This window comes from Brevibacillus panacihumi (assembly GCF_003710985.1).
Classification (GTDB): Bacteria; Bacillota; Bacilli; order Brevibacillales; family Brevibacillaceae; genus Brevibacillus; species Brevibacillus panacihumi.
On the sequence record NZ_RHHT01000002.1, the window covers coordinates 358,375 to 383,575 of the forward strand.

The following is a 25,201-nucleotide window of genomic DNA, read 5'->3' on the forward strand; positions in this document are numbered from 1 at the left end:
TTTCAAACCATATATCATAGATCAACATCGCTAGCGCGTAGGGGAGATTGTGTATGACAACCAATCACTATGACGTTGTAGTTGTAGGCGGAGGACTCGCAGGTCTTTCTACAGCCGCCTATCTGTCGTCGAAAGGGAAAAAAGTTGCTGTACTGGAACGCGGACAATTAGGTGGACGCGCCGTCACTTTGAAAATCAAGGGATTTAACTTCAACTTCGGAGCGCATGCGATCTACGCTCGTGACAGTTCCGTACTGCGGACGTTTGAAAAGGAACTTGATCTGCACATTGACTGGCAAGACTTCAATCCGAACAAAGCCAAGTACGATACGGGAGATATGCTGACAGCCGTTCCTGCCAACGTGCAAGGACTCTTCCAGACGAAGCTGTTGAAGGCCTTCGACAAAGTATTGTTTACGTTTGAAATTTTAAAAACGATGCTGAAAATGGAAACGGGCCATCCGCATCTTTCCATTCAGAAGTGGATGGAGAAGAAGCACATTAATGAAGAAGTGCAGGAAATGATGCTGACGCTGGCATCCTCCAACTTCTTTACCCGTGAGCCGGAGAAGATTCCATCTGATGTATTCTTCAGCTACTACAGCCGTTTGTTTACCACAAACAAGCCTGTTGCTTATATCGGCGGGGGTTGGCAGGCATTGATTACGGAATTCGTCCGTGTCATTGAAGCCAATAACGGTACGATTTTGACCAAGACCAAGGTAGAGGGTGTCCGCGTTGAAGACGATCGGGTAGTCGCGGTCATGACGCCGGAGGAAGAAATTACTGGCGATGAATTTGTATGCTGCATCCCGCCGAAGGAAATGGTCAAGGTTTTCCAGGAAACGCGTCTTGAGCATGCCATCGCGCAATATGCCGAGTATGAACCAACTGTCGTTGTCGTCTATGACGTCGGACTGAAAGAGCGCATTGACGTTCCGTACTCCTACATTTACGACAAGCAAAACAATATCTTTATCACAGACATCTCGTATTATGACCATACCTGCGTACCGGAAGGCGGCCAATTGCTTCAGGCTACTGCGTATTTGCGCCAGTCCGAGGTCGGTAACAAAGAGGTCATCGAACAGCGCAAGCAGGAGATCGAAAATCTGTACGACAAGCATTTCCCGGGCTGGAAGGAGCAATTGGTTGTTCCTCGCGTGTCCACGCGTGCGATCGTCCAGGAAATCAAGTGGACGATGAACCAGAAGCCGATGCCAATTTCGCTGCCGGATTACCGCAACCTCTTCTTTGCCGGAGACTGGTGCGAAGGACAGGGACAATTGTCTGAGCTTTCCTTCTCCAGTGCATTCAACGTATCCAAGCTCATCTTGGAAAAAGATTAAGACATGCAAAAGGGATGTATCCGCCTTCCGTGCGGGTACATCCCTTTTCTTTATTTTTCGTTGTCGTCGTACAGGTCAAATACCAGCTTGCCGATTTTGGCGATGGCTTGCACTGCCGGCCTTTGCTCCAAGCCCTTGTTCAGAACACAAATCGTGACAGCCCTGGAGCCGATGTAGAGAATCCCCATATCGTGCGTGATCTTGGTCACGGAGCCTGTCTTATTGGCAAACTCCCAGCTTGGCAGGCTGCCGATTACGTCTCCCCCCGGATAGGGAAAATGATGCGGGATGCGGTCGCGATGCTGCTGTTGCTTCAGGATCGCGATCATTCTCTCGCAACTGTCGTAGGAGATCACTTTTCCGGTCGCCAGATAGCGCAGATGATTGCCGAGATCCGCTGCGGTCACCTCGTTGTAGCCCTCTACCTGGGCAGGCACGATCATCAGCTTGTTGTAAAATCGGCTGTTGGTCATCTCTGTCGCCTGCATGGCTGCGCGAATCGCGTCTCGTCCGACCAAGTCAATCAAAATGTTTGTTGCTGTATTGTCGCTTTGGATAATCATCAGGGTGACGAGGTCCTGCACGGTCCATTCCGAGCCGGGTGTCATATGCTGCAGGATGCCGGCGCCCCCGACCTGGTCCTCGCTGCGCAGCGCGATTTTTGTATCCAGGGCGAATTTGCCCGCGTATACTTCGGAAAAAACGGCAGTCATGATCGGAACCTTGATCACGCTTGCCGCGTAGAAGCGTTCATCCTGGTTAAAAGCAAGTTGTTCTCCTGTCTGCAAATCTTCAACATAGACCCCCCATTGGCCGCCTGCTTCCTCCAGTACTTTGGCGATGGAAGGGGAGAGGCTGGATAACATAGAAACAACTCCTTTTTATATAGACAAAATTTTCTTACTATAATAGTATGTAGTCAAGCTTGGAACAGCAAGAATTATTTTCCGCGTCCATCCATTACTCAGAAGAAGGAAGTGACCCGCGTGCGTCCCGTAATCGGTGTGGTTTCTGCAAAAATGTTTTTTCCAAATAACAATCTGGACCAGTATTTTTACGTTGGTTCCGGCTATGTAGACGGGATTGCCAGAGCAGGCGGGATTCCGCTGATCATGCCGCTGTTGGGGATTCAGGATCCGCCATTTGAAAAGATGCTGGAATCGTTGGATGGATTGATTCTTACAGGCGGCGAAGACCCTGCCCCGCATCTCTATGGAGAAGAGCCCCTGCAGCGCTTGGGAGATGTGGAATACGAGCGTGATCTGGCTGAGTTGGCCATCATCAAGCTGGCGCTGGAGCAGAAAAAACCGATGCTCGGCATCTGCCGGGGGATGCAGATCATGAACGTGGCCTGCGGCGGTACATTGATCCAGGATATTCCGAGCCAGGTGCCGGGAGCCTTTCAACATGCGCAAAAAGGATCTCGCCAGTACGGCGCGCACAAGGTACAGCTTCAGCCTGGATTCGTCGCTGATGCATTGGGTACCCACGAAGTGCTGGTCAACACCTCGCACCACCAGGCTGTAAAAGACGTCGCGCCGGGGTTTCGAGTGACTGGAATGGCGGCGGATGGCGTGATCGAGGCGATTGAGAGCCTGGACGGACTGCATGTCGGACTGCAATGGCATCCCGAGCGCATGTGGGGGCATGACGCCCAGATGTTAAAAATCGCGGAAGCGTTTGTTGCGCGTGTCAGTCAGACCATGGCACAAAAGCAATCGTAGAACGATGCACACGAGGCTGTCCACAGGTGAAGGTGGGCAGTTTTTCATTTTCTCTGCCGGCTGTATACTAAGGATGAGGTGAACAGGATGCTGACAATAGGGTCCCCTGCTCCCGCGTTTGCCGCGGAAAGCACGCAGGGAACGATTCATTTGCAAGACTATCTGGGAAATAAGAATGTGGTGCTGATTTTTTACCCGGGCGACGATACGCCTGTCTGCACCAAACAGCTTTGTGCCATTCAGGACCAGTACAGCGAGCTGGAGAAGCTGGATACGGTCGTCTTTGGTGTCAATCCTGCCGATTTGGGGAAGCATCAGGCGTTCTCAGAAAAATTCGGCTATCGGTTTCCGCTGATTGTCGATGCCGATGAGCAGATTCGGACGGCGTATGGCGTGGGCAAGATATTAGGACTCTTTTTCCAGCAGCGCATCGTCTACATCATCGGCAAGGACGGGACCATCATCTATGCCAATAAGGGAAATCCGCCTGTATCCGAGTTAATCCGTGCAATCCGCCAGCAGCTGTAGTTCTTGACAGGGGATCCACGCCCTTGCATAGTCCAGGAAAAACGGCGATAATAATAGAAATGAGAATGTATGTTTGGTGGAATCTGCCGTTATGAAAAAAATCCTGCACATGGACGTGGATGCTTTTTTCGCCAGTGTAGAGCAGCTTGATCAGCCGCAGCTGCGAGGAAAACCGGTCATCGTAGGCGGTACGGGCAATCGTGGAGTGGTCTCCACCTGCAGCTACGAAGCACGCCGATACGGGGTCCGCTCGGCTATGCCCATTGCTCTGGCTCGCAAGAAATGTCCGCACGCTGTCTTTTTGCCCGTCCGCTATGGACGCTATGTAGAAAAGTCCGCTGAAATTCGTGAAATCTTAGCTGAATATACGCAGCAATATCAAACCGTCGGACTGGATGAGGCGTATCTCGATGTTTCCGACTATTCGGATGCTGTCCCGATCGCCCGCGAGATCAAGACGCGCATCCGGCGAGAGACGGGCTTGACCTGCAGCATCGGTCTTTCGTACAACATGTCTCTCGCCAAGATTGCCAGCGACCTGAAAAAACCGGATGCCTTCGTCATCATCCGGCCGGAAAACGCCCTGGAGATTCTGGGGCCGCTGCCAATCGGCGCCTTGCATGGAGTAGGCAAGAAATCCCAGGAAGTTCTCGCCAAAAAAGGAATCAAGACCGTCGCGGACTTTTGGCAGCTGTCATTGGATGATGCGGTCCAGCTTTTTGGAAAAATGGGCCGGGTGCTTTACGAGCGTTCCCGGGGACACGATCAACGCGAGCTCGTCCTGGAGCGTGCACCAAAATCGCTTAGTCGTGAAACGACCTTGGGCTTCGACTTGTTTGAGCGGGATGCAGTTGCAGCGATTGCATACTCGCTACTGCAAGAGGTTCAGGAAGACGTTCGGCAGGAGGGAGTTTCTCCCCAAACGATCATCCTGAAGATCAAATACGCCGATTTTACGTTGCGCACCAAGCAGCGCAAAGCGACGACGGACGCAAATTGGCGAGAGCTGCTGGACGATTTGCTCGATGCCTTTTCCTACCGTGCTGGCGTTCGTTTGGTCGGGGTGGGCTTCTCCAATTTCGCCGACCCGCAAGAGGTTCGCTATGAGCAGCTTTCGCTGTTTACCTGGAATCGCAGAGAATGAGGGGAATGAGACGTGGAGCCAAACAATCCGCATCACTGTTGCGCTACCTGTGTGCATTTTCGCGTCGAACGGGTGCAAGGGAAAGTCGGGTATCGCTGCTCGCGTCTTACCTACGAGACGCGCCCAGATTACCGTTTTTCTTGCTGGACGCCTACCGAGCGTGTCAAAAGGCTGATGGAAAGCCGGGAGAACAAGGAGAGTTGACGCCTTCGCGCCCATGCCGCCGGTACTGGGCGCGTTTTGTTTTTCTTTTGCAACAGGATGGTGGAGTATGATATAGTAGGTGCCGAAATCACGGTTATGAGGCTTGTTGCCATTTGGAGGTGCTCCGTGTTTTTACAAAAGCTGATGCCAAACCAGTACGTGGATTCGATCCACCACATTGATATAGAAGAATTGAAGCAACGAAAGATTCGCGCGGTCATTACCGACCTCGACAATACGTTGGTGGAGTGGGACAGGCCGCAGGCGACTCCGGAGGTTGTGGAGTGGCTCAAGCGCTTGCGGGAGGCCGACATTCAGGTCACAGTTGTCTCCAACAACAACGAGGAGCGAGTGGGAAGCTTTTGTTCGCCTTTGCAAATCGCCTTTATCAGTGCGGCGCGAAAGCCGACCAACAAAGCTTTTTTGCAGGCGGTCCGGCAAATGAATGTGACTATTGAGGAAACCGTCGTAATCGGCGACCAATTGTTTACGGATGTGCTGGGGGGCAATCGGCTTGGGTTTTATACGATTTTAGTCGTTCCCGTCGCACAGACAGACGGATTTTGGACGCGCTTCAACCGTCAGATGGAGCGTGTCGCCCTATATTGGATGGAGCGGAAAGGATTGGTTTCGTGGAAGAGCAAAGCATGATGGATCAAAATCTGGGCGCCTGTGCCGGATGCGGAGTCGCGATTCAGACAGAGGATAAAAAGAAGCCCGGATATGCGCCTGCCTCGGCGCTTGAACGAAAAGTGGTGATCTGCCAACGCTGTTTTCGGATCAAGCATTACAACGAAGTAGCACCGGTCAGCATGGGAGATGACGATTTTCTCCGTATTCTGGACGGAATCGGTTCGACGCAAGCGCTGGTTGTCATGGTCGTGGATATTTTTGATTTCCAGGGCTCCTGGCTCAAGGGCTTGCCGCGCTTCGTCGGAAACAACCCGATCCTGCTCGTCGGCAACAAGGTAGATCTGTTGCCGCGCAATATCAATCTCAACCGCGTCCGCAACTGGATGCAGCATGAAGCCAAGGAACGCGGCTTGCGACCACAGGATGTGGTGTTGATCAGCGCGCAAAAAGGATTACATATCGACGAGCTGCTGGCTCGCATCGGAGAGCTTCGCAAAGGGCGCGACGTATACATTGTCGGCGTCACGAACGTGGGCAAATCCACCATGATCAACCGGATTTTGCACGATTTCGGCTCCACAGAGCTGGAGATCACGACTTCACCGTTTCCGGGAACGACTTTGGACAAGATCGAGATTCCGCTTGAGGATGGCCGATCCATCTTCGACACACCCGGCATCATCAATCGCGAGCAGATTGGACACATGATCTCGCCAACGGATTTGCGCAAGATTACGCCGACGAGCCGAATCAACGCCAAGGTGTACCAGCTCGACCCGGAACAGACGCTGTTCATCGGGGGGCTGGCTCGGGTGGATTTTGTCCGTGGGCCAAAGCAGCCGCTGGTCGTGTATGCAGACAATGATCTGTACATCCATCGGACCAAACTCGAAAAAGCGGATGAAGTCATGGAAAAGCATCACGGAACCATGCTCGTTCCGCCGACGGGCGAGGAGGCTGTTCAGGCTTTGCCGCCTTTTGTGAAGCATTCATTCAAGATCAAACCCACAGGCATGTCCACGGACATCGTCATTTCCGGATTGGGCTGGGTCACTTTGCAGGGCAAGCACGAAGCCAACGTCGTCGTCCATGCGCCCAAAGGGGTAAGTGTCGGGATGCGAAAGGGCTTGATCTAGGCTTGAAAGATTGCTTCGCCCGCAATCCTGCCATATGCTAGAGAGAAGAGTTAGGGGGTTGGAGAGCGTCATGATGACAAGCAAGACAAAATTGGTTGGGCTTTTCGGTCATCCCGTTTCCCATTCTCAATCGCCGCTGATGCATAATGCGGCGTTCGCGGAAGCGGGCCTGTCCTTTGCATACGCTGCTTTTGACGTACATCCGGAGGATCTCGAAGATGCTGTCGAAGGCATTCGGGCACTGGGGATCAAGGGGGTCAATGTAACGATCCCGCACAAGGTGGCAGTGATGCCCATGCTGGACGAAGTAGATCCCTTGGCGAAAAAGATCGGCGCGGTCAACACGATCGTCAATGCTGACGGCCGCCTGATCGGCTATAATACTGATGGCTTGGGCTATGTCCGTTCGCTGGTGGAAGATACAAATATCGAGCTGGCAAAGCAAGTGGTCACTATTCTCGGTGCCGGTGGAGCTGCCAGAGCGGTGGCATTTACTTTGGCAGAACATGGGGTAAAAGAAATTCGGATCATCAACCGTTCGCGGGAAAAAGCCCTGTTTCTGGCGGAACACGTCGGCACCATCGTTCCGACCAAGGTCGTAGAACAGGACGCCGGCCAAGAGGCAATCGCAGATTCGACGCTCTTGATCAATACGACTTCCATCGGCATGTTCCCCAATGTCCAGGATATGCCGGTACAAGCAGAATGGCTGCACGGGGAGCTGGTCGTCAGCGACTTGATCTACAACCCATTGGAAACCCGTTTGTTGCGGGAGGCACGCAGTATTGGCGCTACTGTCCATTCGGGAGTAGGCATGTTCGTCAATCAGGGCGCACTTGCCTTCGAGCTGTGGACGGGGCAGGCTGCACCCAGCGACAAGATGCGGGCAGTAGTGCTCGAACAACTGAAAAAATAAGAGGAGGCATGCCGATGTTAACCGGCAAGCAAAAGCGCTTTTTGCGCGCAGAAGCCCATCATCTCAGCCCTATTTTCCAAGTGGGAAAAGGCGGAGTGAATGAAAATATGATTACCCAAATCAAAGAGGCATTGGAAGTGCGTGAGCTGATCAAGGTCTCGATCCTGCAAAACAACCTGGACGACAAGCACCAAGTAGCGGAAGATTTGGCTGCTGGGGCTGGCGCTGAGCTGGTTCAACTGATCGGTCATACAGTCGTTTTGTACAAAGAATCTCGCGAAAACAAGACGATCAAGCTGCCTTAGGAATAAAGGAGAGCCGTGTATGATGGAGCCACTGGATCGGGAAGCATTGCTCGCCCGCGTGCGGGCACAGATGCATGACAAAAGGTATCAGCACACATTGGGTGTGGCGGAATCGGCACGCGTGTTGGCTATTCGGTTCGGCGCCGATCCGGACAAAGCGGAGCTCGCGGGATATTTGCATGATTACTGCAAATGCTGGCCGGTAGACAAGATGTTTGAGATCCTGGTTCGCCATGATATGCCGCCCGAATTGCTCCAAGGCGAGAAAGAGCTCTGGCATTCATTTGCCGGGGCGATCGTCATTCAAAGCGAGCTGGGCGTGACGGATCCAGAGATCATTCAGGCTGTGCGCTATCATACGACCGGTAGAGTGGGCATGACCCTGTTAGAAAAAGTCGTATGTGTGGCAGACTATATAGAACCGAACAGAGATTTTCCAGGCGTGGGCATGATCCGCGCTCTGGCTGAAAAGGATCTGGATACCGCCCTGGCCACTGCTTTGGGAGGAACCATCCAGTTCTTGATAGAAAAGCACAAGACGGTCTATCCGTTGACGCTTTTGGCTTATAACGACTTGGTTTCCCGAAAAGGGAGAGAAGGAGGGTTTAATGGTTAGGACTGTTGAAGATTTGGCTCGTTTGGTAATCAAGGCAGCAGAGGACAAGAAGGCGGAAAAGCTGACGGTGCTCGATATTAAAAATCTGTCTGTCATCGCAGACTACTTCATGATTTGCCACGGAAACAATGAGCGCCAGGTGCAGGCCATCGTCCGGGAAATCCGGGATCAGGCGCATAAGCACGGCTACTCGGTCCGCGGAATCGAAGGAGAAGAAGAGGGGCGCTGGGTGCTGGTAGACCTTGAAGATGTTGTCATCCACGTATTCCATCGGGAAGATCGCGAATTTTACAATCTGGAACGTCTTTGGAAGGACGCCGAGGTCGTTACTTTCTCAGAAGAAGGGTAACGAAGATGGCATATACGCATATGGCTGCCGTCTACGACCAATTGATGGCAGAGACACCGTATGGAAAATGGCTGGATTGGGTAGAGCAGGCGTGGGGAAAGCAAGGCAGGCCTAGCCATGTGATTGATCTGGGCTGTGGAACGGGCACGGTCGCGATCTTGCTGGCCAAGCGCGGATACCGTGTGACCGGAGTCGATCTCTCTGCGGAAATGCTCGCCATCGCCTACGACAAGATGCGGCGTGAACAGGTGGATGTCTCCTGGGTGGAACAGGACATGCGCGAGCTATCCCTGATGCCTGCGGACGCGGTCATCTCCTTGTGCGACTCTCTCAGCTATCTGACGGAAGAGGAGGACGTTCAGGAGACCTTCCGCCGTGTATTTTCACAGTTGACCCCAGGAGGTCTCTTCTTGTTCGACGTCCATAGTCCGTACAAGATCCTGCACGGCTTTGGCGACGCTACCTTCACTTATGTGGAGGACGAGGTATCGTACATTTGGCAATGCTTCTGTGATCCATTGCGCACAGAGGTCGAGCATCAGCTTACCTTTTTCATTCGCCAGCCCTCCGGTTTGTACGAGCGGGTAGAGGAGGAGCATTGGCAGCGCGCCTACCAGCCCATCCAGTTGATGCGCTGGCTTACGGATGCAGGCTTTACAGACATCAAGCTGACTGCAGACTTTCTGGATTTGCCGCCGCATGCGGAAAGTGAGCGTCTATTTTTTGCAGCACGCAGGCCGAAAGATTGACATGGCTGGTTTGTATTGACTATAATCTGGTTATAACTACAAAAATCGACGCGTTAAAGAGGAATAGTAGGATCTCGTCTGCGACAACTAGAGAGTTGACGGCAGGTGGAAGTCAACCCAGGCTGATCTGAACTCACCTCCCAGCACTCTCCCTGAAGGCGCATGCCGTGCTGTGTAAGGGCGGGCGACTTGTCCACGATACGGATCCAACAAGCGGGTGAGCAGTTTTCACCAAACTGGGTGGTACCGCGGGAGTATGCACAACCTCTCGTCCCTTTTCGTAAGCGATAGGGGCGTGAGGTTTTTTATACTTTCAAAAAGGTAATTTCGCAAACGCGATAAAGGATGAAAGTATAAGAAAAACTAAGGCCTTCGCCATTGGATTTGGGCGATAAGCCTAGTTTTTCTAATTTTTCCGAGATGGGAGTGCTTTACCATGGTTTTTAGCCATCAAAAAGTTGAAAAGAAATGGCAGCAATACTGGGAACAGAACAAAACCTTCAAAACCTCCGAAGACAAGGACAAGAAAAAGTTCTACGCTCTGGATATGTTTCCGTACCCGTCGGGAGCCGGCCTGCACGTCGGTCACCCGGAAGGATATACGGCTACCGATATTTTGTCTCGTATGAAGCGAATGCAAGGCTACAATGTCCTGCACCCGATGGGCTGGGATGCTTTCGGGCTGCCTGCGGAGCAATACGCGCTTGACACAGGGAATGACCCTGCGGAATTTACCGAGCACAACATCAACAATTTCCGCCGCCAGATCAAGGCTTTGGGCTTCTCCTACGACTGGGACAGGGAGATCAATACGACAGACCCGCACTACTACAAATGGACGCAATGGATCTTCACCAAGCTGTACGAGCATGGACTCGCCTACATCGACGAAGTGGCGGTTAACTGGTGCCCGGCGCTTGGAACCGTGCTGGCCAACGAAGAAGTCATTGACGGCAAAAGCGAGCGCGGAGGCCACCCTGTAGAGCGTCGTCCGATGAAGCAATGGGTGCTGAGAATTACCGCCTACGCAGAGCGCCTTTTGGCCGACCTGGAGGAATTGGATTGGCCGGAGAGCATCAAAGAGATGCAGCGCAACTGGATCGGCCGTTCTGAAGGCGCAGAGGTGACATTTGGCATCGAAGGCCACGATGAATCCTTCACCGTCTTCACCACGCGTCCTGACACTCTCTTTGGAGCGACCTACGCGGTCTTGGCGCCTGAGCACAAGCTGGTCGAAAAGATAACGACCAGCGAGCAAAAAGCAGCCGTCGAAGCGTATCTGGACCAAGCGAAGCACAAGAGCGATCTGGAGCGTACCGATCTGGCGAAAGAAAAAACGGGCGTCTTTACCGGAGCCTACGCGATCAATCCGGTCAATGGCGAACGTCTTCCGATCTGGATTGCCGATTACGTGCTGATCAGCTACGGTACGGGTTCGATTATGGCGGTTCCGGCTCATGACGAGCGCGACTACGAATTTGCCAAAACCTTTGACTTGCCGATCAAACAAGTCATTGCCGGCGGCGACATCTCCAAGGAGGCGTACGCAGGCGATGGAGAACATATCAACTCCGGGTTCCTCGATGGCCTGAACAAGGAACAGGCGATCAACAAGATGATCGAGTGGCTGGAGGAAAACAAAAAAGGAAGCCGCAAAGTTACGTACCGCTTGCGCGACTGGCTGTTCAGCCGTCAGCGCTACTGGGGAGAGCCGATTCCGATCATCCATCTGGAAGACGGCACGATGAAAGTCGTACCAGAAGAAGAGCTGCCGGTCGTCTTGCCGAAAACCAAAGAGATCAAGCCGTCCGGTACTGGTGAATCGCCGCTTGCGAACATCACCGACTGGATCAATATCATCGACAAGGAAACTGGACAAAAAGCTCGTCGCGAGACCAACACCATGCCGCAATGGGCGGGCAGCTGCTGGTACTTCCTGCGTTTTATCGACCCGCACAACGACAAGGCAATGGCTGATCCAGAGAAGCTGAAAGAATGGCTGCCGATCGACATCTACATCGGCGGTGCCGAACACGCTGTTCTGCACCTGCTCTATGCTCGCTTCTGGCATAAATTCCTTTACGACATCGGCGTCGTACCGACAAAGGAGCCGTTCCAAAAGCTGTTCAACCAGGGAATGATCCTGGGTGAGAACAACGAAAAAATGAGCAAGTCCAAAGGGAATGTCGTCAATCCGGACGATATTGTCCAAAGCCATGGTGCAGATACGCTGCGCTTGTACGAAATGTTCATGGGACCTTTGGATGCCTCGATCGCCTGGTCCACCAAAGGCTTGGACGGTGCCCGCCGCTTCCTGGATCGCGTCTACCGTCTGTACGTCAACGACAACGGGGAATTGAATCCGAAGATCGTAGATACTGACAAGCCGAATGCGATGGATCGCGTCTACCACCAGACCGTGAAAAAAGTAACGGAGGATTACGAAGGACTTCGCTTCAATACCGGCATCTCCCAATTGATGGTCTTTATCAATGAAGCCTACAAGGCGGATGTTTTGCCGAAGAAATACATGGAGGACTTCGTCAAAATGCTCTCCCCCATCACCCCTCATCTCGGCGAAGAGCTGTGGGAGAAGCTGGGTCACAAAGACACGATTACTTACGAAGCATGGCCGACCTACGACGAGTCGAAGCTGGTAGAGGACGAAGTTGAGATCGTCCTGCAGGTAAACGGCAAAAACAAAGAGAAGCTGCTCATCGCGTCCGACGCAACGAAGGAGCAGATGGAAACGCTGGCGATGGAGAATGAGACGATCAAGGAACTCCTCGCAGGCAAAACCATCGTCAAGGTGATTGCCGTACCCGGAAAACTGGTAAACATCGTCGTTCGCTAAACGGCGATTTGAAAAGAAGAGCATATGAAAAAGGAGTGGTGCCTTGTGCAAAGGTGCCACTCCTTTTTCCATCCTGAGGAGAAAGGGCTATGTCTGCAACCACTCGATTCAATCCGGCACCTTGCTGCTCCACTGGCTGTGAACGAGTTCGAGGTCTTCGGCAAATTTGGCATGGGTACGTCGAAACACTTCGGCAAACACTCCCGGAATAGCACCCTGCAAGACAGACAGCCCTTCTCCGGTGATCCCCCCCGGGACACAGACCCGCTGCTGCAAAGAAGGTAAGGTGAACATCTCCTGCTGCAGCAGCTCGCCCATGCCGATCAGCATTTGAGACACCAGATAGGTAGCGGCATCATGAGAAATTCCGGTTTCCTTTACGGCGTCTTCAATCATTTGCTGCAAGATATAACTGACGAATGCCGGCCCGCAGCTAGTCAGGTCAGAGCTGACACGCAAAAAGCCCTCGGTTACCTCGATGGGATGGCTGATTGCTGAGAACAGGGAAAAAATTCGCACTCGATGCTCTTCGGTAATCCGTGAGCCAAATTCGCAGAGACTGACACCGCTTCTGGCAGCATTGGTGATGCTGGGAACTACCCTCGCGACAGGGCAGGGGACTTGAGCCTCCAATTGCTCCAATCTGATCGGGCTGGTTATGGTAATCAGCAGGTGGTCTTCAGTCAGGGCAGATGAGAGCTGTTGCAGCATCAGGCTGTATTCCAACGGTTTGACGCAGAGCACCAGTATTGAAGCAGAACGTGCGATCTCAGCATTGTCTCGTGCGACGGCCAAGCCAGGGTATTTCTCTGCCAATTGCTCGGCTTTTGCAGGGGTGCGGTTGCTGATGATGATCTGGCAGGGGGAGAGGGCGTTGGCTTTCAACCATGCTTCCAGCAGGATGCTGCCCATACTGCCCGTTCCTACAACACCAATCCTGTTCAAATCCATACCTCCCTCCACAATTCATTCCCATCATATGTAAGGAAAGAGAGGTTCATGCCGATTCGTTGGCATTCATTGCACGCGGATCCGGTCCTTGAGACGCTCGTACATTTTTTCGCCGATACCCGAGATGTTTTTGAGTTCCTCCGGAGTGCGGAAGGGGCGTTTCTCTGTCCGATAGGCAAGAATGGCTTGAGCTTTTGCCTGTCCGATCCCAGGCAGGGTCATCAGTTCTTCTGCTGTGGCGGTGTTGAGGTTTACGCGGCTGTCTGCCTGGGCAGAGGTACTGCCAGTGCCTGTGACTCCTGTCGCGTCCGCGGAGAGCGGCGGCAGCATGCCAGGGAGGGGACGAACTGCCGATAGTCCGTCTGATCGGGCGGACTTTTTTGGAATGACGACAGCAGCGCCATCCGTCACGGGCTGTGCGAGATTAATCTGGTCCAGGTCTGCATCTGACAGAGTTCCTCCAGCCAAAGAGATGGCATCGGCTACCCGCATTCCTGCTTCCAGTTTGTACAAGCCGGGCTGCTGCACCTGCCCCTTCACATCGACAAAGATGGGAGATGGTGCGACTGATTTCTCTACTGGAGCTGTGATCTCATCCTTTTTCTTTTCACTTTGCTCTTCCGAAGGATCTTCATTTGGCTGCACAACCTCCTGTGTTTGCGTCTCTTTGCCGTGAACGATCACAGGAGAAAGCGGCCAATCCCCGTTTGCCTCCTGCGTATCCCATGTATAGAGCCAGACACTGCCAGCCAAAAAGAGCAATGATCCCGCAATCATCAGCAGCCGTCGATAGCGCTGCCACCATTCCCACAACAACAAAAACCCCTCCTCCTTGACGTGCCTCTGCATGGTATCTCTACCACAGATGCTACGAAAAGAAAGAGGGGGGCTGCAAATATGATCCGGGACAAACGGGATTACCCGATGTGCTGCAAACTGTTTTTCTTCCGTCTCAGGTCAACATTGGGACTGACGTATGGGTCAAAGGTATAGCGCTGCTCGATGAAAATCTGATGCCACAGCATGAAGACGAGAATCGTCCAGATTTTTCGGCTGTAGTCCGCATTTCCTTCTCGGTGTTCGTCCAGCATGTACAGAACATACGCCTTGTTGATCAGATTGTCTACCTTAGACTCGAAAATCAATTCCTTGGCCCATTGGTAGAATTCGTTCTTCAGCCAGGTGCGGGTAGGAACCGGGAAGCCCAGTTTCTTTTTTGATTTGATTTCCGCAGGCAAAAAGTCCTTCATGGCCTCGCGCAAGACATGCTTGGTCGTGCCGTTGGCGATCTTGTACTTGGTCGGAATCGTCGCGGCGAATTCAAATACCTTCGTATCGATGAACGGAACGCGCAGCTCCAGCGAGTTGGCCATCGTCATCTTGTCCGCCTTCATCAGGATGTTGCCGCGAAGCCAGGTGTGAATGTCCAGGTACTGCATTTTGGTGACGTCATCGTACTCGCTTGCCAGCTTGTAAATTTCCTTGGTAATGGAATAAGGCGAAACGTAGGAGCTGGAGTTGGCAATATCCTCCATGACCACGCGTCTTTTCATTTCTTCGCTGAAAATCAGGGCATTGCCGAAGAAGCGTTCTTCCACGGTTTTTGAACCGCGGATCAGGAAATTTTTTCCTTTTACCTGGTCGGGCAGATGCTCAGCCAAGGATCCGATCGAGTGGCGCATCCAGCCGGGCATTCCGGAAAACATTTTCAGGGACTGGGGCTCGCGGTAGATGTTGTAGCCGCCAAAAAATTCGTCGGCGCCTTCGCCGGACAAAACCACGGTTACGTGCTCGCTCGCCAGCTTGGCCACGAAATAGAGCAGAATCGCAGAAGGGTCAGCGACGGGTTCATCCTGGTGCCAGATGAGTCTGGGCAGTTCATCCATGTACTGCTGGGCATTGACGACCAGCTCGTGATGTTCCGTGCCGAGAAAAGAAGCGGTCCGTTTGGCAAAGTCCAACTCGCTGTATCCGGGAATATCCGAGCCGACAGAAAAGGTTTTGACAGGTTCAAACGTGCGCAGCATGGCTACGATGCTGCTCGAATCCACGCCGCTGGAAAGAAAGGCTCCCCGGGGCACTTCACTGATTCGATGCTTGTCGATGGATTCCAGCATAATGCTGCGTGTGCCCTCGACGAAATAGGAAAAGGATTTGCCCTCATCAGGCTGAAAGTGAACGTCCCAGTAGCGTTCCAGTGTGATTTGATCCTGCTCCACAATGAACGAATGGGCGGGGGGAATGCGATAGATCCCCTTGTACATCGTTTCGGGATCAGGGACGTATTGAAAGGTAAGGTAGTGGTAAAAAGCTGTAGGATTGACCTCGCGCTTCAAGCCCGGCAGCTCCAGAAGACTTTTGATCTCGCTTGCGATCCCGATGGAATCAGCGGTTTCAACATAGTACAGGGGCTTGATCCCGAAGTGGTCGCGCGCTCCAAACAGCCGTTTTTTGCGTCCGTCCCAGATAGTAAAGCCGAACATTCCGCGCAGATGCTTCGGCGCATCTGTTCCCACTTCTTCGTACAGGTGCAGGATCGTTTCAATATCAGAATCGGTTTGGAAGATGTGTCCGGAATCCTTCAACCATTGCTGCAGTTCTTTGTAGTTATATATTTCTCCGTTGCCGATAATCCACATATCACGCGTTTCGTTGAACAGCGGTTGATGACCGCCTTCCACGTCGATGATGCTTAAACGACGAAAGCCCAGGGCGATGTTTTCTTCGAGATGAAAACCATCGTCGTCTGGACCACGGTGCAGGATGACACCTGTCATCGCGCTGATTGTTTCTTGTTGAACAGGCGCTTGCCGCTTGTTATAGAGCGATACGATTCCACACATATGAAATGACTCTTCCTCTCACTGATTGCTCTTGCTAACTCTATCACAAGATCGAGTGCCAGCGCAATCTCTCCAAATGGCCTGAAAATGTCGGAAAATCGATGGGTAATAGAGCTTCCTGCTTCCTATTTTTGTCCCTGGAAACCGAGATAAACTTCGATTTGAAAAGAAGTTTTCGACACGGGACGGGGGGAGCAGCTTGACGATCTTAGGTGCGGGTTTTTTGCTGGTTGCAGGCTATTTGCTGGCAGCGTATCTTCATTCGGCCTGGATGCTCGCTGCACCAGGCATCTGGCTGTTTGTCTGCCGATACATACCCCAGCCCAGCCGACGCTGGCTGACCCTCTATCTTCTTGTTTCTATTCTAGCAGGTCTCTATTTTACAGGGTACGAATTTTTCCACCGCTCTTCGCTGCAAACTCTGGCAGCCGACGAGAGGATTGTCTGGGCGAAAGGTGATTTGCAGGCACCCGTTCAACGTGATGGCGACGTAGCCAGGATGTTTGTCTTACTTTCGGCATGGAAAGAGAAGGACGGGACATGGATTGACATTCCCGGCAAGGAAAGAGTTGCTCTGCGAGTGAGGCTGGATACGGAAGCCGAGGCCCGGCAAGTGGAAGAATGGAGGCATGGGAGCACCTTCGTCGCCCCTATTCAACTTGCACTGCCCCAGTCCGCCCGCAACCCGCACGCGTTCGATTACAAGCAATACCTCTACTATCAGCGCGTGCATGTAACAGCAGAAGCGAAGTACGCGGATATCACATGGACCTCTACAGGCTCCGGAATCTGGAGCTTTTTTCAGTCATGGCAAGCGCAAGCAGCAAGCAGGGTCGATGAATTGTTCAAAGACCCAAATACGGCTGGCTATATGAAATCTCTCCTGCTTGGGGTCAGAGAGGATGTCGCTGTAGAGTGGGGGGAGATGTACGCGGAGCTGGGATTAAGCCATATTTTGGCGATCTCCGGCTTGCACGTGACACTGGTCAGCAGCATGTTCATGTGGATGCTGGAGCGCATCGGCATCAATCGCAAGCACGCATTGGTGACGACGGTTCTTTTTATCATCGGCTATGTAATGCTGGTAGGAGCGAGTGCTTCGGCTGTGCGCTCCGGGTTAATGGGAGGAGTCGCGCTCGCCTGTCAGGTGTGGAACAAGCGGCTGGACGGCCGGGAGGTATGGGCAGGCGCTTTGATTGTCATGCTCCTCTACGATCCCTATCAGCTTTGGAATGTAGGGTTTCAATTGTCCTTCGCCGTTACGCTTGGCTTGATCCGATATGTCCCGTATTGCTTGCATGCAGGTGGTCAGACGCCTGTTTGGCTGCGTACCCTGCTTGCAGTCACCATGACGGCGCAGATGGTCTCTTTTCCTTTTGTGGTCTATCATTTTCATCAATTTTCTCCGTGGTCCTGGCTCGTCAATCTCCTGGCGACGCCTCTCCTTTCGTCTCTCGTATTGCCGCTGGGGTATATCGCGCTTCTTTTCGGCACCATGCATCCGGCGTTGGCGATTGTGCCTGTCTGGTTATCCACGCAGCTGTTGGAATGGGTGCATGCCCCCTTGTTCGCTTTGGAAAATATGCGGCTTCCTTACACGCATTGGCCGCACCCGGATTGGTGGTGGCTGATCGGGTATGGTATCTTTTTACTTTTGCTGCCCAAATTATGGGATCTCGGATACCATCGCAGACGGGACATGATCCTCTATCTGATCGTCTTGGCCGGCTTGGTCATCGCAGCGAGGCAACCGTTTTCCGGGCATAATGAAGTCCGAATTACGTACCTGGATGTCGGGCAGGGGGATTCTATCATTGTCGAAGTTGGTCATAAGAAGGTATACTTAATGGATGCGGGTGGAAAAAACGCATGGGAAATCCGGGAGCCGTGGCGTGAAAAACGAGATCCTTACGAGGTAGGCAAGGATGTCGTACTCCCCTTTTTGCGTTCGAGGGGAATCACGCATGTGGACAGAGTCGTTCTGACTCACGGCGACATGGATCATATTGGAGGAATGGACGCACTCCTGGGGAGAATTACGTTCGGAGCAGTGTTGACGAACGGGACGACCCCCAAAGCGAAGGAACTGGAGCTGCTGGCCCGGTTTCAGGCGCAGAGTGTGCCGATTTGGTCCGGGGAGCCAGGCATGAGTTGGACAGACATGCCTGGGGTAGAGTGGAAGTGGCTTCATCCGGGACGAAGCGCCGGTTACTCCGGCAACAACGCTTCTGTCGTACTGCAGCTTACGGCGTACGGCAATACAGTCTTGTTTACAGGGGATATCGAAGCGGATGGAGAGAATATGCTGCTTGAGAATGGCATACCAGTGATCGATGTATTGAAAGTCGCACATCACGGGAGCAAGACTTCCAGCACAGAAGCATTTCTGACAGCGACTGCACCGCGCTATGCGATTGTTTCCGCCGGTCAACGCAACAGGTATGGCCATCCTTCACCGGAAGTACTGGAGCGTTTTGCAAAGAATGGAACGCATCTCTTCCGTACGGATCGACACGGAGCAGTTACCCTTACGATTTCATCTAAAGGAATATCATGGAAGACCCAATTAGCCGATACATAAATATGGTTGCAACCTTTTTTAGCAGCGACCCGTCTGTAGGGGGGAGAAGAGAATATGCCGGAAGCAGAGCTGATCAGGTTAGCGCAAACCGGGGATCATGAGGCGCTTGTTCAACTGCTTCGATCTATTGAGACCTCCGTTTACCGCAGCGCATATTATATCTTGGGCAATGAACAGGACGCTTTGGATGCGTCCCAGGAAGTACTGATTCGCATTTACCGAAAGTTGGATACGTACCAGGAAAAGGCGAAGTTTTCTACCTGGGTCCAGCGAATCGTCAGCAATGTTTGTATGGATAAGTTTCGCGCGAAAAAAGAGACGGTCTCGATAGACGAGCACGAGATGATTATACCTGATCGAAACAACGTAGAAGACGAAATCCTTCTCACCGGATTGTCTCATGACATCCAAGAAGCCATAGGGAAACTGCCCAAGCAGTACCGAGTGGTGGTAGTACTCCGCTATCTGGAGGATTTTTCCTACCAGGAAATTGCGGAAACGCTTGAATTGCCGTTGAATACGGTAAAGTCTTATCTATTTCGGGCCAGACAACAGTTGCAGGAGCTGTTGTACGACTACCAGAAAGGGGGGATCGGTTGATGACCAACACAGAGATATGGGAATGGATGCAGCGGGATCTCGACGGAGATTTGTCTCCTGACGAGCAAAGAGCATTGTTTGCACTTCTCGAGAAAGATACCGACTTGCAGCATAAGTACAACCGTTTGAAAAGCGTGTCTCTTCAATTAGAGCAGCTGCCCCCAGTCGTCCCCTCCATCAGCATCGTGGATTCGATCTTGCCGAACCTGGAGTCAGCAGTGGCCACACCTGCTGCCAAAGCCGATCTGAATGCGGGAGTCCTGCCAACTCTGGAAGTGAAAAGCAAGCCTGCTTCGCCTTCCGAAACGAGAAAGTGGAAAAACAAGACAGTCTGGTTTGCGCGCATCGGGAGCACCGCTGTGGCTGCTTGTCTGCTGATAGGTGTAATGATCATCGGCAAGGAAGCAAATGAACAGGTAGATCCTGGAACACAAGGATCGATTGTCGCTCCACCGGCTGTGGAACCGCCTGCTTTTATCGGGCCGCCTGCTCCTCAACCAAGCACTAATCCTACACCTCTTCCCGAACAGGGCGAGGAGCCGCCTGTACAGGAGGAAACGAAACAGCCGCCGAAGCAGCAGAAAAAAGCCCAGCCCCCGTCCAAACCGGTAACGAAAGCGCCGGAACCGCCACCGGCTCAGGTCACCAAACCAGTTGACTCGGCTCCTGTCATGGTCCCGCCGAAGCCGGTGCCGAGAGAACCTAAACCACCGGCATTTCCTTTCGGCTTGGAGGAGAAATCCGATGATGACAAAGGAAAGAAATCCTCCGTGAAAGAGGAAGGAAAAGGAAAAGAGAAGCAGAAAGAGATCAGGGAAGATAAGGACGACGATCGAGATAACGACCGTGATGACGACGATGACGATGACGACGATGATGACGATAAGGAAAAGGATAAAAAGAAATCCTCGCGTCAGTACGGGCTTACAAGTTTAGCTTGAAAAAGAAAGGACATCTGGTGAAATGTGGCTTTCATCAGATGGACCGGCACCAGCAAGGGGAATCTTGCGTATAGTACATTATCAAGCACCCCCTGCTTACCGTTTGGGGAGGATACATCCCGGGGCTCTTCCCCCAACGTTTACATAGAGGTGCCAACGATACCAAACCGCTGCCGTTAGAGGCAGCGGTTTTTTCATCTGGTAGAATGCCAATATGGTATAATATTGCCGGAAGAGAAAGGAGTCGTTGTTCGTGCCGTTACATGCTGTGATTCGTGAGATCCGGCAAAAGCAATTTGCGCCTGTCTATGTCCTTTTTGGACCGGAAACCTATCTCGCGGAAGAGTTTGTGGCTCTGGCCAGGCGCGAAATGATCGATCCGGCGTTCAGTGATTTGAATTTCAGCGTTTACGATTGTGCGGAAACGCCATTGGCTGATATTTTACAGGATGCAGAAACCTTGCCTTTTATGGGGGAGCACCGACTCATCATCGCCAGGCAAGCCTATTTTCTGACGGGAAGCAAACCGCCTGCGAAAATCGAGAGCAATCCGGATGCTCTGCTTGCCTACCTGCAAAATCCGCCGCCTTATACGACATTGATTCTGATTACAGACGCGGATAAGCTGGACGAGCGCAAAAAGCTGGTCAAAACCTTGCAGCAAAAAGCCAAGGTTCTGCCGTTTTTACCATTAAAGGATGCTGATCTCTACAGTTGGGTAGAGAGGCGAGCGGAAACATACCAGGCACGTATCCAGCGCTCTGAGGCAATCAAGCTGGTAGAGCGAGTAGGTGGCGAGCTGCGCTTGCTGGACAAGGAATTGGAAAAGCTCGCGCTGTACGTCGGTACGAACGGAGTGATCACCGACGAAAGCATCGAAAAATTGGCTGTCCGCACGCTGGAGCAGGATGTTTTTGCGCTGATCGAGCACGTCGCGATGGGCAGAATCGACAGAGCGCTGCGGATGATGTACGACTGCATGAAAACGGGGGAAGAGCCAATCAAGCTGCTCGCGTTGTTTGCCCGCCAATTTCGCCTGCTCCTGCACATTCGTCAATGGTCGCCGCGTGGATACTCCCAGCAGCAGCTGGCGGGAATGCTGAAAATTCACCCCTACGCGGTAAAAAAGGCGACTGAGCAAGCGCGTCATTTTTCGGAAGGATCACTGAAAAAACTGCTGGGGATTCTGGCAGAGGAGGATTTCCGGATCAAATCTGGCCAGGTGGACAAGCTGCTCGCCCTCGAGATGTTTATTACCCGCGCCCATGAAGAGCGGCAGAGAAGCAGCCAATATCAGGCATAAAAAAACCCGTGAACACAATGTTCGCGGGTTTTTGCTTACGCATTTCTCTTACGCTACAGGAGCGCTCAGAACGTTAAGCTTTTTCATCAAACGAGATTTTTGACGGTTTGCTGCGTTTTTATGAATGAGACCTTTCGAAGCGGCCTTGTCCAGCTTTTTCACAGCCACCAGAAGAGTCGATTTCGCCAATGCTACGTCGGAAGCAGCCACGGCTTTCTCAAAGTTCTTCAGGGAAGTGCGCAGATCAGACTTTTGAGAAGCACGGTGTGCGCGGCGCTTTTCAATTGTTTTGGTGCGCTTAATCGCGGATTTAATGTTTGGCATGTGTGTCACCTCCTTAGACGACCATAGACATACAGTCATACAACAAAGTAATTCTAGCATGCGCAGTATCCATTTGCAAGAAGAGGATTGGGAATAAAATTGAGCGATTCAAGCAACCTAGTAGCAGGAACAAAATGGAGAAGGGGGCAGATGAGAAAATGGAACATGATATCGATCTGTCAGGCTATTCGATACGAACTGATCTCGCAGTGGAAGCGCACGAGCTGGCAAGGCAGCACAATGAGAGCGACATTCCCGGGGTATGGCTGCAGGCAGACAACAGCGAGCCAGGCATACTCGTCACCCGTTTGCATGTTCAGACGGAAGAAGCGGGCAAAACGCTGGGAAAGCTGCCAGGCCGCTATTTGACCATTGAAGTGCCCAAGCTGCGCAACAACGATACGAGCGTAGAGGAGCAAGTCACACGGCGTTTCACTGTCGAGTTCGGGCGCTTTTTAAAAGAGCTGGGCATTACCGAAGAACACAAGGCATTGGTCGTAGGGCTGGGCAACTGGAATGTCACACCGGATGCGCTCGGTCCGATGGTGGTCGAGAACCTGTTGGTGACCCGACATCTGTATACGATCGCTCCTGAGACCGTAGGGGATGGTTACCGTCCCGTGAGCGCCCTCTCGCCAGGGGTGTTGGGGATCACCGGGATTGAGACCAGCGAGATCGTGTTTGGCGTTGTGGAAAAGAGCAAGCCGGACTTCGTCATCTGCGTGGATGCGCTCGCCTCACGTGCCCTGCATCGCGTCAACACGACCATCCAGATATCCGACACCGGCATTCATCCGGGTTCGGGGGTCGGCAACAAACGCAAGGCCATCGATCAAGAGACATTGGGCATTCCCGTGATCGCGATCGGGGTCCCGACTGTCGTATTTGCCTCCACGATCGTCAACGACGCCATCACCTACCTGCTCGGTCATTTTGGACAATCCATGGCGGAAAGCAAACGCGCCTTCAACAAGCTGTCGATGAGTACATTGCCGGAGCGCAAGGAGCCATACACAGAGGAGGACTTGCCTGACATGGAATCGCGCAAGACCTTCATGGGGCTGGTAGGCTCCCTGCCGGAAGAAGAGAAAAGACAATTGATTCACGAGGTGCTTCGTCCCCTCGGACAGGATCTGATCGTCACCCCGAAAGAAGTGGATGATTTCATCGAAGGCGTGTCCAATGTGATTGCTACAGGGTTGAACCGCTCGTTGCACCGTGCCGTAGATGAGGAAAACAGCGCCGCCTACACCCACTAGGCATCCTATTGAATAGGGTGAGTGGTGCGAGAGAGAAAAGCTAGAAAGGGGTTCTATCGTCTCTATGACCCTCATAGGCTAAAGCATAGACAAGCGTGAGAGCAGGCTGCGATCCGCTGTCAAAGCTACAGCCAGAGGAGTGAGACAGATGGCTGCCCTCATACAGCGCCAGTTTGTAGTCCTTTCGTTTATGACCGCCTTTTTGTTCTTGCTGACAGGCGTGCTGTCCTTTAGCAACAATCGGCTCATGATTGCCTCTACTACGGTTCAACAGGCCGCTTCGCAGATCTCCAGCCTTGCCTTGTTGACGTGGATGGGACGTGAAATCCCGACATTGAACGAAACCGTGCAAGGAGATCAAGCGCCCAACAGTGTGACGGGCTTCCTGTTTCAACTGGCTACGAGCATCCATCCCGGCGATCTGCGCAGCTTGCTTGGAAGAGAGCTGCCCGGGATGATGACCATGGATGATGCGCGTTATATCGTAGAAGGAAAAGGCGCAAGATTAGCCGACTTGTACGTGGAATATCCTCCTCATCCCAAGCAGGTGATCGATGCCCAGGCATCCGATCCACCGCAATCAAAGGTTGACGAACCTGACACCGAAACCGCCCAACCTGAGGTCAAACCAGAAGAACCAAAAAATAAGCCGGGGACGATTCCCAATCCTTCCGACAAGAAAGTCGTATTTGTCTACACCTCCCACAACAGGGAATCGTGGGTCAGCGAGACGAAGTACGTCGGGTCTTCCCTGGATCATCCGACCCGCAATATAACCCTGGTTAGCAAACACCTCTCCGATGCGTTGAACGAGCGCGGCGTAGGATCAGAGGTAAACACCGATGACATCTACCAGCAACTGCTGGACAAGAAAATGAATTACGCCCTTTCCTACGCCCAGTCCCTCCAGGTAGTGAAGGCAGCCGCCCAGGAGAATCGGGAACTGAAATACTTTTTCGACCTGCATCGGGATACAGCCCCCCGGGAACAAACGACGGCCACGATCAAAGGCAAAAAGTACGCGCGCGTGCTGTTCGTCATTGGAAAGCGCAACAAGAATCATCAGAAGAACGAAGCGTTTGCGACGGAGCTTCACAAGCTGTTGGAAGAAATGTATCCGGAGCTCTCACGCGGCGTCATGGAAAAAGGCGATAAATCAGATCACGGCGAGTATAACCAGTCTATCTCTCCGGGTAGCCTGTTAATGGAAATAGGCGGCACCGAAAACACCTTGGAGGAGTGCTTGAATACGGCCGAAGCGTTGGCGGATGTATTCGCAGCCTATTTCTTCAAGGCGGAGAAAGTGGCCAATCCGGTGGCTGAAGAGCCTGCGAAGAGGTGACTGGAGACATGAATGTGACATTCAAACTGGCCGGAATGCTGGTAATTCTGTTGATTGGCGTAGTGCTGGGCTTGCAAACAGCAGAGAGAGGAATCGCCAAAGTAAGCGGTGTACCGCAGCAGCAACCGCAAACCTTCTATATTAAACAAGTAGACAAAGGGCAAATGGAGATTGCCGTAATGGGGAAAAATGTTCAGACCGCTTCTCCCGATCAAATGGTCAATTACGTCAGCAACATGGGCGTGACGTTGGGAGGGTCTGTCAAAAACGGAGCGAAGGTGTTTGTAGAGTGGGTAGGAGCCTTCTTTGAACCATAAAACTGGTTTACCGCTAAAATGGTTGTTAGGGAGAATGGCATAGAGACGAAAGGCCTGCTGCGGCAGGTCTTTTCCATTTGGAATATCGTGGAAAACCTTTCCTGATCGATCAACAGCAGGGAACACGTCCACGAAAAGCGTCCACATGCAAATTAACGGAAAATTTATAAAAAAAATATTAATGAGAAATTTAATTATTGCCAAAATATAGAACAGATGGCATAATGTCAGTA

The 25,201-nt window shown here is 52.4% G+C and carries 25 protein-coding genes and 1 other annotated feature; of the genes, 20 read left to right on the plus strand and 5 right to left on the minus strand.

Going from position 1 to position 25,201, the window contains the following annotated elements; all coding sequences use genetic code 11:
* The first annotated feature begins 53 nt into the window (after positions 1 to 53).
* Positions 54 to 1,349, plus strand: a complete 1,296-nt coding sequence (locus EDM58_RS01760) for a phytoene desaturase family protein (protein ID WP_122911793.1) — start codon at positions 54 to 56, stop codon at positions 1,347 to 1,349.
* 50 nt (positions 1,350 to 1,399) lie between these two features.
* Here EDM58_RS01760 and EDM58_RS01765 read toward each other — a convergent pair whose 3' ends face one another.
* Positions 1,400 to 2,215, minus strand: coding sequence for a serine hydrolase (locus tag EDM58_RS01765; RefSeq protein WP_122911794.1), 816 nt, complete (start codon positions 2,213 to 2,215; stop codon positions 1,400 to 1,402).
* A gap of 120 nt (positions 2,216 to 2,335) precedes the next feature.
* On the opposite strand from EDM58_RS01765, the gene EDM58_RS01770 reads away from it, so the two are divergent.
* The 12 genes from EDM58_RS01770 to leuS all read left to right on the plus strand — a co-directional run bounded on the left by EDM58_RS01770 (position 2,336) and on the right by leuS (position 12,507).
* A complete protein-coding gene (locus tag EDM58_RS01770; protein ID WP_122911795.1) occupies positions 2,336 to 3,073 on the plus strand; it encodes a gamma-glutamyl-gamma-aminobutyrate hydrolase family protein in 738 nt (245 codons plus the stop codon).
* Positions 3,074 to 3,160: 87 nt separating this feature from the next.
* Entirely contained in the window at positions 3,161 to 3,601 is a 441-nt protein-coding gene (locus EDM58_RS01775; protein ID WP_122911796.1) for a peroxiredoxin, read from the plus strand.
* A 91-nt stretch (positions 3,602 to 3,692) separates the two neighbouring features.
* The gene (locus EDM58_RS01780; RefSeq protein WP_122911797.1) at positions 3,693 to 4,745 is read left to right on the plus strand and encodes a DNA polymerase IV; all 1,053 of its coding nucleotides are present in this window, start codon (positions 3,693 to 3,695) and stop codon (positions 4,743 to 4,745) included.
* 12 nt (positions 4,746 to 4,757) lie between these two features.
* On the plus strand, positions 4,758 to 4,949 hold the full coding sequence (locus EDM58_RS01785) for a hypothetical protein (RefSeq protein WP_122911798.1): 192 nt from the start codon (positions 4,758 to 4,760) through the stop codon (positions 4,947 to 4,949).
* A gap of 126 nt (positions 4,950 to 5,075) precedes the next feature.
* Positions 5,076 to 5,600, plus strand: coding sequence for a YqeG family HAD IIIA-type phosphatase (locus EDM58_RS01790; protein ID WP_122911799.1), 525 nt, complete (start codon positions 5,076 to 5,078; stop codon positions 5,598 to 5,600).
* Positions 5,597 to 6,718, plus strand: coding sequence for a ribosome biogenesis GTPase YqeH (gene yqeH / locus EDM58_RS01795; RefSeq protein WP_122911800.1), 1,122 nt, complete (start codon positions 5,597 to 5,599; stop codon positions 6,716 to 6,718). Before EDM58_RS01790 ends, yqeH begins: the two co-directional genes overlap by 4 nt.
* Before the next feature lie 70 nt (positions 6,719 to 6,788).
* Positions 6,789 to 7,634, plus strand: coding sequence for a shikimate dehydrogenase (locus EDM58_RS01800; RefSeq protein WP_122911801.1), 846 nt, complete (start codon positions 6,789 to 6,791; stop codon positions 7,632 to 7,634).
* A gap of 14 nt (positions 7,635 to 7,648) precedes the next feature.
* Complete coding sequence (gene yhbY / locus EDM58_RS01805) at positions 7,649 to 7,939, plus strand: ribosome assembly RNA-binding protein YhbY (protein WP_122911802.1); 291 nt, start codon at positions 7,649 to 7,651, stop codon at positions 7,937 to 7,939.
* A 19-nt stretch (positions 7,940 to 7,958) separates the two neighbouring features.
* Positions 7,959 to 8,555 (plus strand): bis(5'-nucleosyl)-tetraphosphatase (symmetrical) YqeK, encoded by a 597-nt coding sequence (gene yqeK, locus EDM58_RS01810; protein ID WP_425455592.1) that lies wholly within the window; start codon positions 7,959 to 7,961, stop codon positions 8,553 to 8,555.
* On the plus strand, positions 8,548 to 8,904 hold the full coding sequence (gene rsfS / locus EDM58_RS01815; RefSeq protein WP_122911803.1) for a ribosome silencing factor: 357 nt from the start codon (positions 8,548 to 8,550) through the stop codon (positions 8,902 to 8,904). Before yqeK ends, rsfS begins: the two co-directional genes overlap by 8 nt.
* 5 nt (positions 8,905 to 8,909) lie before the next feature.
* Positions 8,910 to 9,653, plus strand: coding sequence for a class I SAM-dependent DNA methyltransferase (locus EDM58_RS01820; protein ID WP_122911804.1), 744 nt, complete (start codon positions 8,910 to 8,912; stop codon positions 9,651 to 9,653).
* Positions 9,654 to 9,697: 44 nt separating this feature from the next.
* Positions 9,698 to 9,932: a binding site (T-box leader), on the plus strand.
* A 157-nt stretch (positions 9,933 to 10,089) separates the two neighbouring features.
* Complete coding sequence (leuS, locus tag EDM58_RS01825) at positions 10,090 to 12,507, plus strand: leucine--tRNA ligase (RefSeq protein ID WP_122911805.1); 2,418 nt, start codon at positions 10,090 to 10,092, stop codon at positions 12,505 to 12,507.
* Between the two features lie 108 nt (positions 12,508 to 12,615).
* On the opposite strand, the gene comER is transcribed toward leuS, so the two are convergent.
* From comER to asnB, 3 genes are all read right to left on the minus strand, one after another.
* Positions 12,616 to 13,452, minus strand: coding sequence for a late competence protein ComER (gene comER, locus EDM58_RS01830; RefSeq protein WP_122911974.1), 837 nt, complete (start codon positions 13,450 to 13,452; stop codon positions 12,616 to 12,618).
* 72 nt (positions 13,453 to 13,524) lie between these two features.
* A complete protein-coding gene (locus EDM58_RS01835) occupies positions 13,525 to 14,277 on the minus strand; it encodes a ComEA family DNA-binding protein (RefSeq protein WP_246000481.1) in 753 nt (250 codons plus the stop codon).
* A 98-nt stretch (positions 14,278 to 14,375) separates the two neighbouring features.
* Positions 14,376 to 16,301 (minus strand): asparagine synthase (glutamine-hydrolyzing), encoded by a 1,926-nt coding sequence (asnB, locus tag EDM58_RS01840; RefSeq protein WP_122911806.1) that lies wholly within the window; start codon positions 16,299 to 16,301, stop codon positions 14,376 to 14,378.
* Between the two features lie 199 nt (positions 16,302 to 16,500).
* On the opposite strand from asnB, the gene EDM58_RS01845 reads away from it, so the two are divergent.
* The 4 genes from EDM58_RS01845 to holA all read left to right on the plus strand — a co-directional run bounded on the left by EDM58_RS01845 (position 16,501) and on the right by holA (position 21,726).
* Positions 16,501 to 18,882, plus strand: a complete 2,382-nt coding sequence (locus EDM58_RS01845) for a DNA internalization-related competence protein ComEC/Rec2 (protein ID WP_246000482.1) — start codon at positions 16,501 to 16,503, stop codon at positions 18,880 to 18,882.
* A gap of 54 nt (positions 18,883 to 18,936) precedes the next feature.
* The gene (locus EDM58_RS01850; protein WP_023554818.1) at positions 18,937 to 19,482 is read left to right on the plus strand and encodes an RNA polymerase sigma factor; all 546 of its coding nucleotides are present in this window, start codon (positions 18,937 to 18,939) and stop codon (positions 19,480 to 19,482) included.
* Entirely contained in the window at positions 19,482 to 20,423 is a 942-nt protein-coding gene (locus tag EDM58_RS01855; RefSeq protein ID WP_183187377.1) for an anti-sigma factor family protein, read from the plus strand. Before EDM58_RS01850 ends, EDM58_RS01855 begins: the two co-directional genes overlap by 1 nt.
* Positions 20,424 to 20,676: 253 nt before the next feature.
* Complete coding sequence (gene holA, locus EDM58_RS01860) at positions 20,677 to 21,726, plus strand: DNA polymerase III subunit delta (protein ID WP_122911808.1); 1,050 nt, start codon at positions 20,677 to 20,679, stop codon at positions 21,724 to 21,726.
* 48 nt (positions 21,727 to 21,774) lie between these two features.
* Here holA and rpsT read toward each other — a convergent pair whose 3' ends face one another.
* Positions 21,775 to 22,050 carry a 30S ribosomal protein S20 gene (gene rpsT / locus EDM58_RS01865; RefSeq protein ID WP_023554815.1) on the minus strand — a complete coding sequence of 92 codons (276 nt, stop codon included), beginning with the start codon at positions 22,048 to 22,050 and terminating at the stop codon, positions 21,775 to 21,777.
* 158 nt (positions 22,051 to 22,208) lie between these two features.
* Between rpsT and gpr the strand changes: the two genes are divergently transcribed.
* From gpr to EDM58_RS01880, 3 genes are all read left to right on the plus strand, one after another.
* A complete protein-coding gene (gpr, locus tag EDM58_RS01870) occupies positions 22,209 to 23,309 on the plus strand; it encodes a GPR endopeptidase (RefSeq protein WP_122911809.1) in 1,101 nt (366 codons plus the stop codon).
* A gap of 148 nt (positions 23,310 to 23,457) precedes the next feature.
* A complete protein-coding gene (gene spoIIP / locus EDM58_RS01875; RefSeq protein WP_122911810.1) occupies positions 23,458 to 24,651 on the plus strand; it encodes a stage II sporulation protein P in 1,194 nt (397 codons plus the stop codon).
* A gap of 8 nt (positions 24,652 to 24,659) precedes the next feature.
* Entirely contained in the window at positions 24,660 to 24,968 is a 309-nt protein-coding gene (locus EDM58_RS01880; protein WP_122911811.1) for a DUF3679 domain-containing protein, read from the plus strand.
* Positions 24,969 to 25,201: the final 233 nt, after the last annotated feature.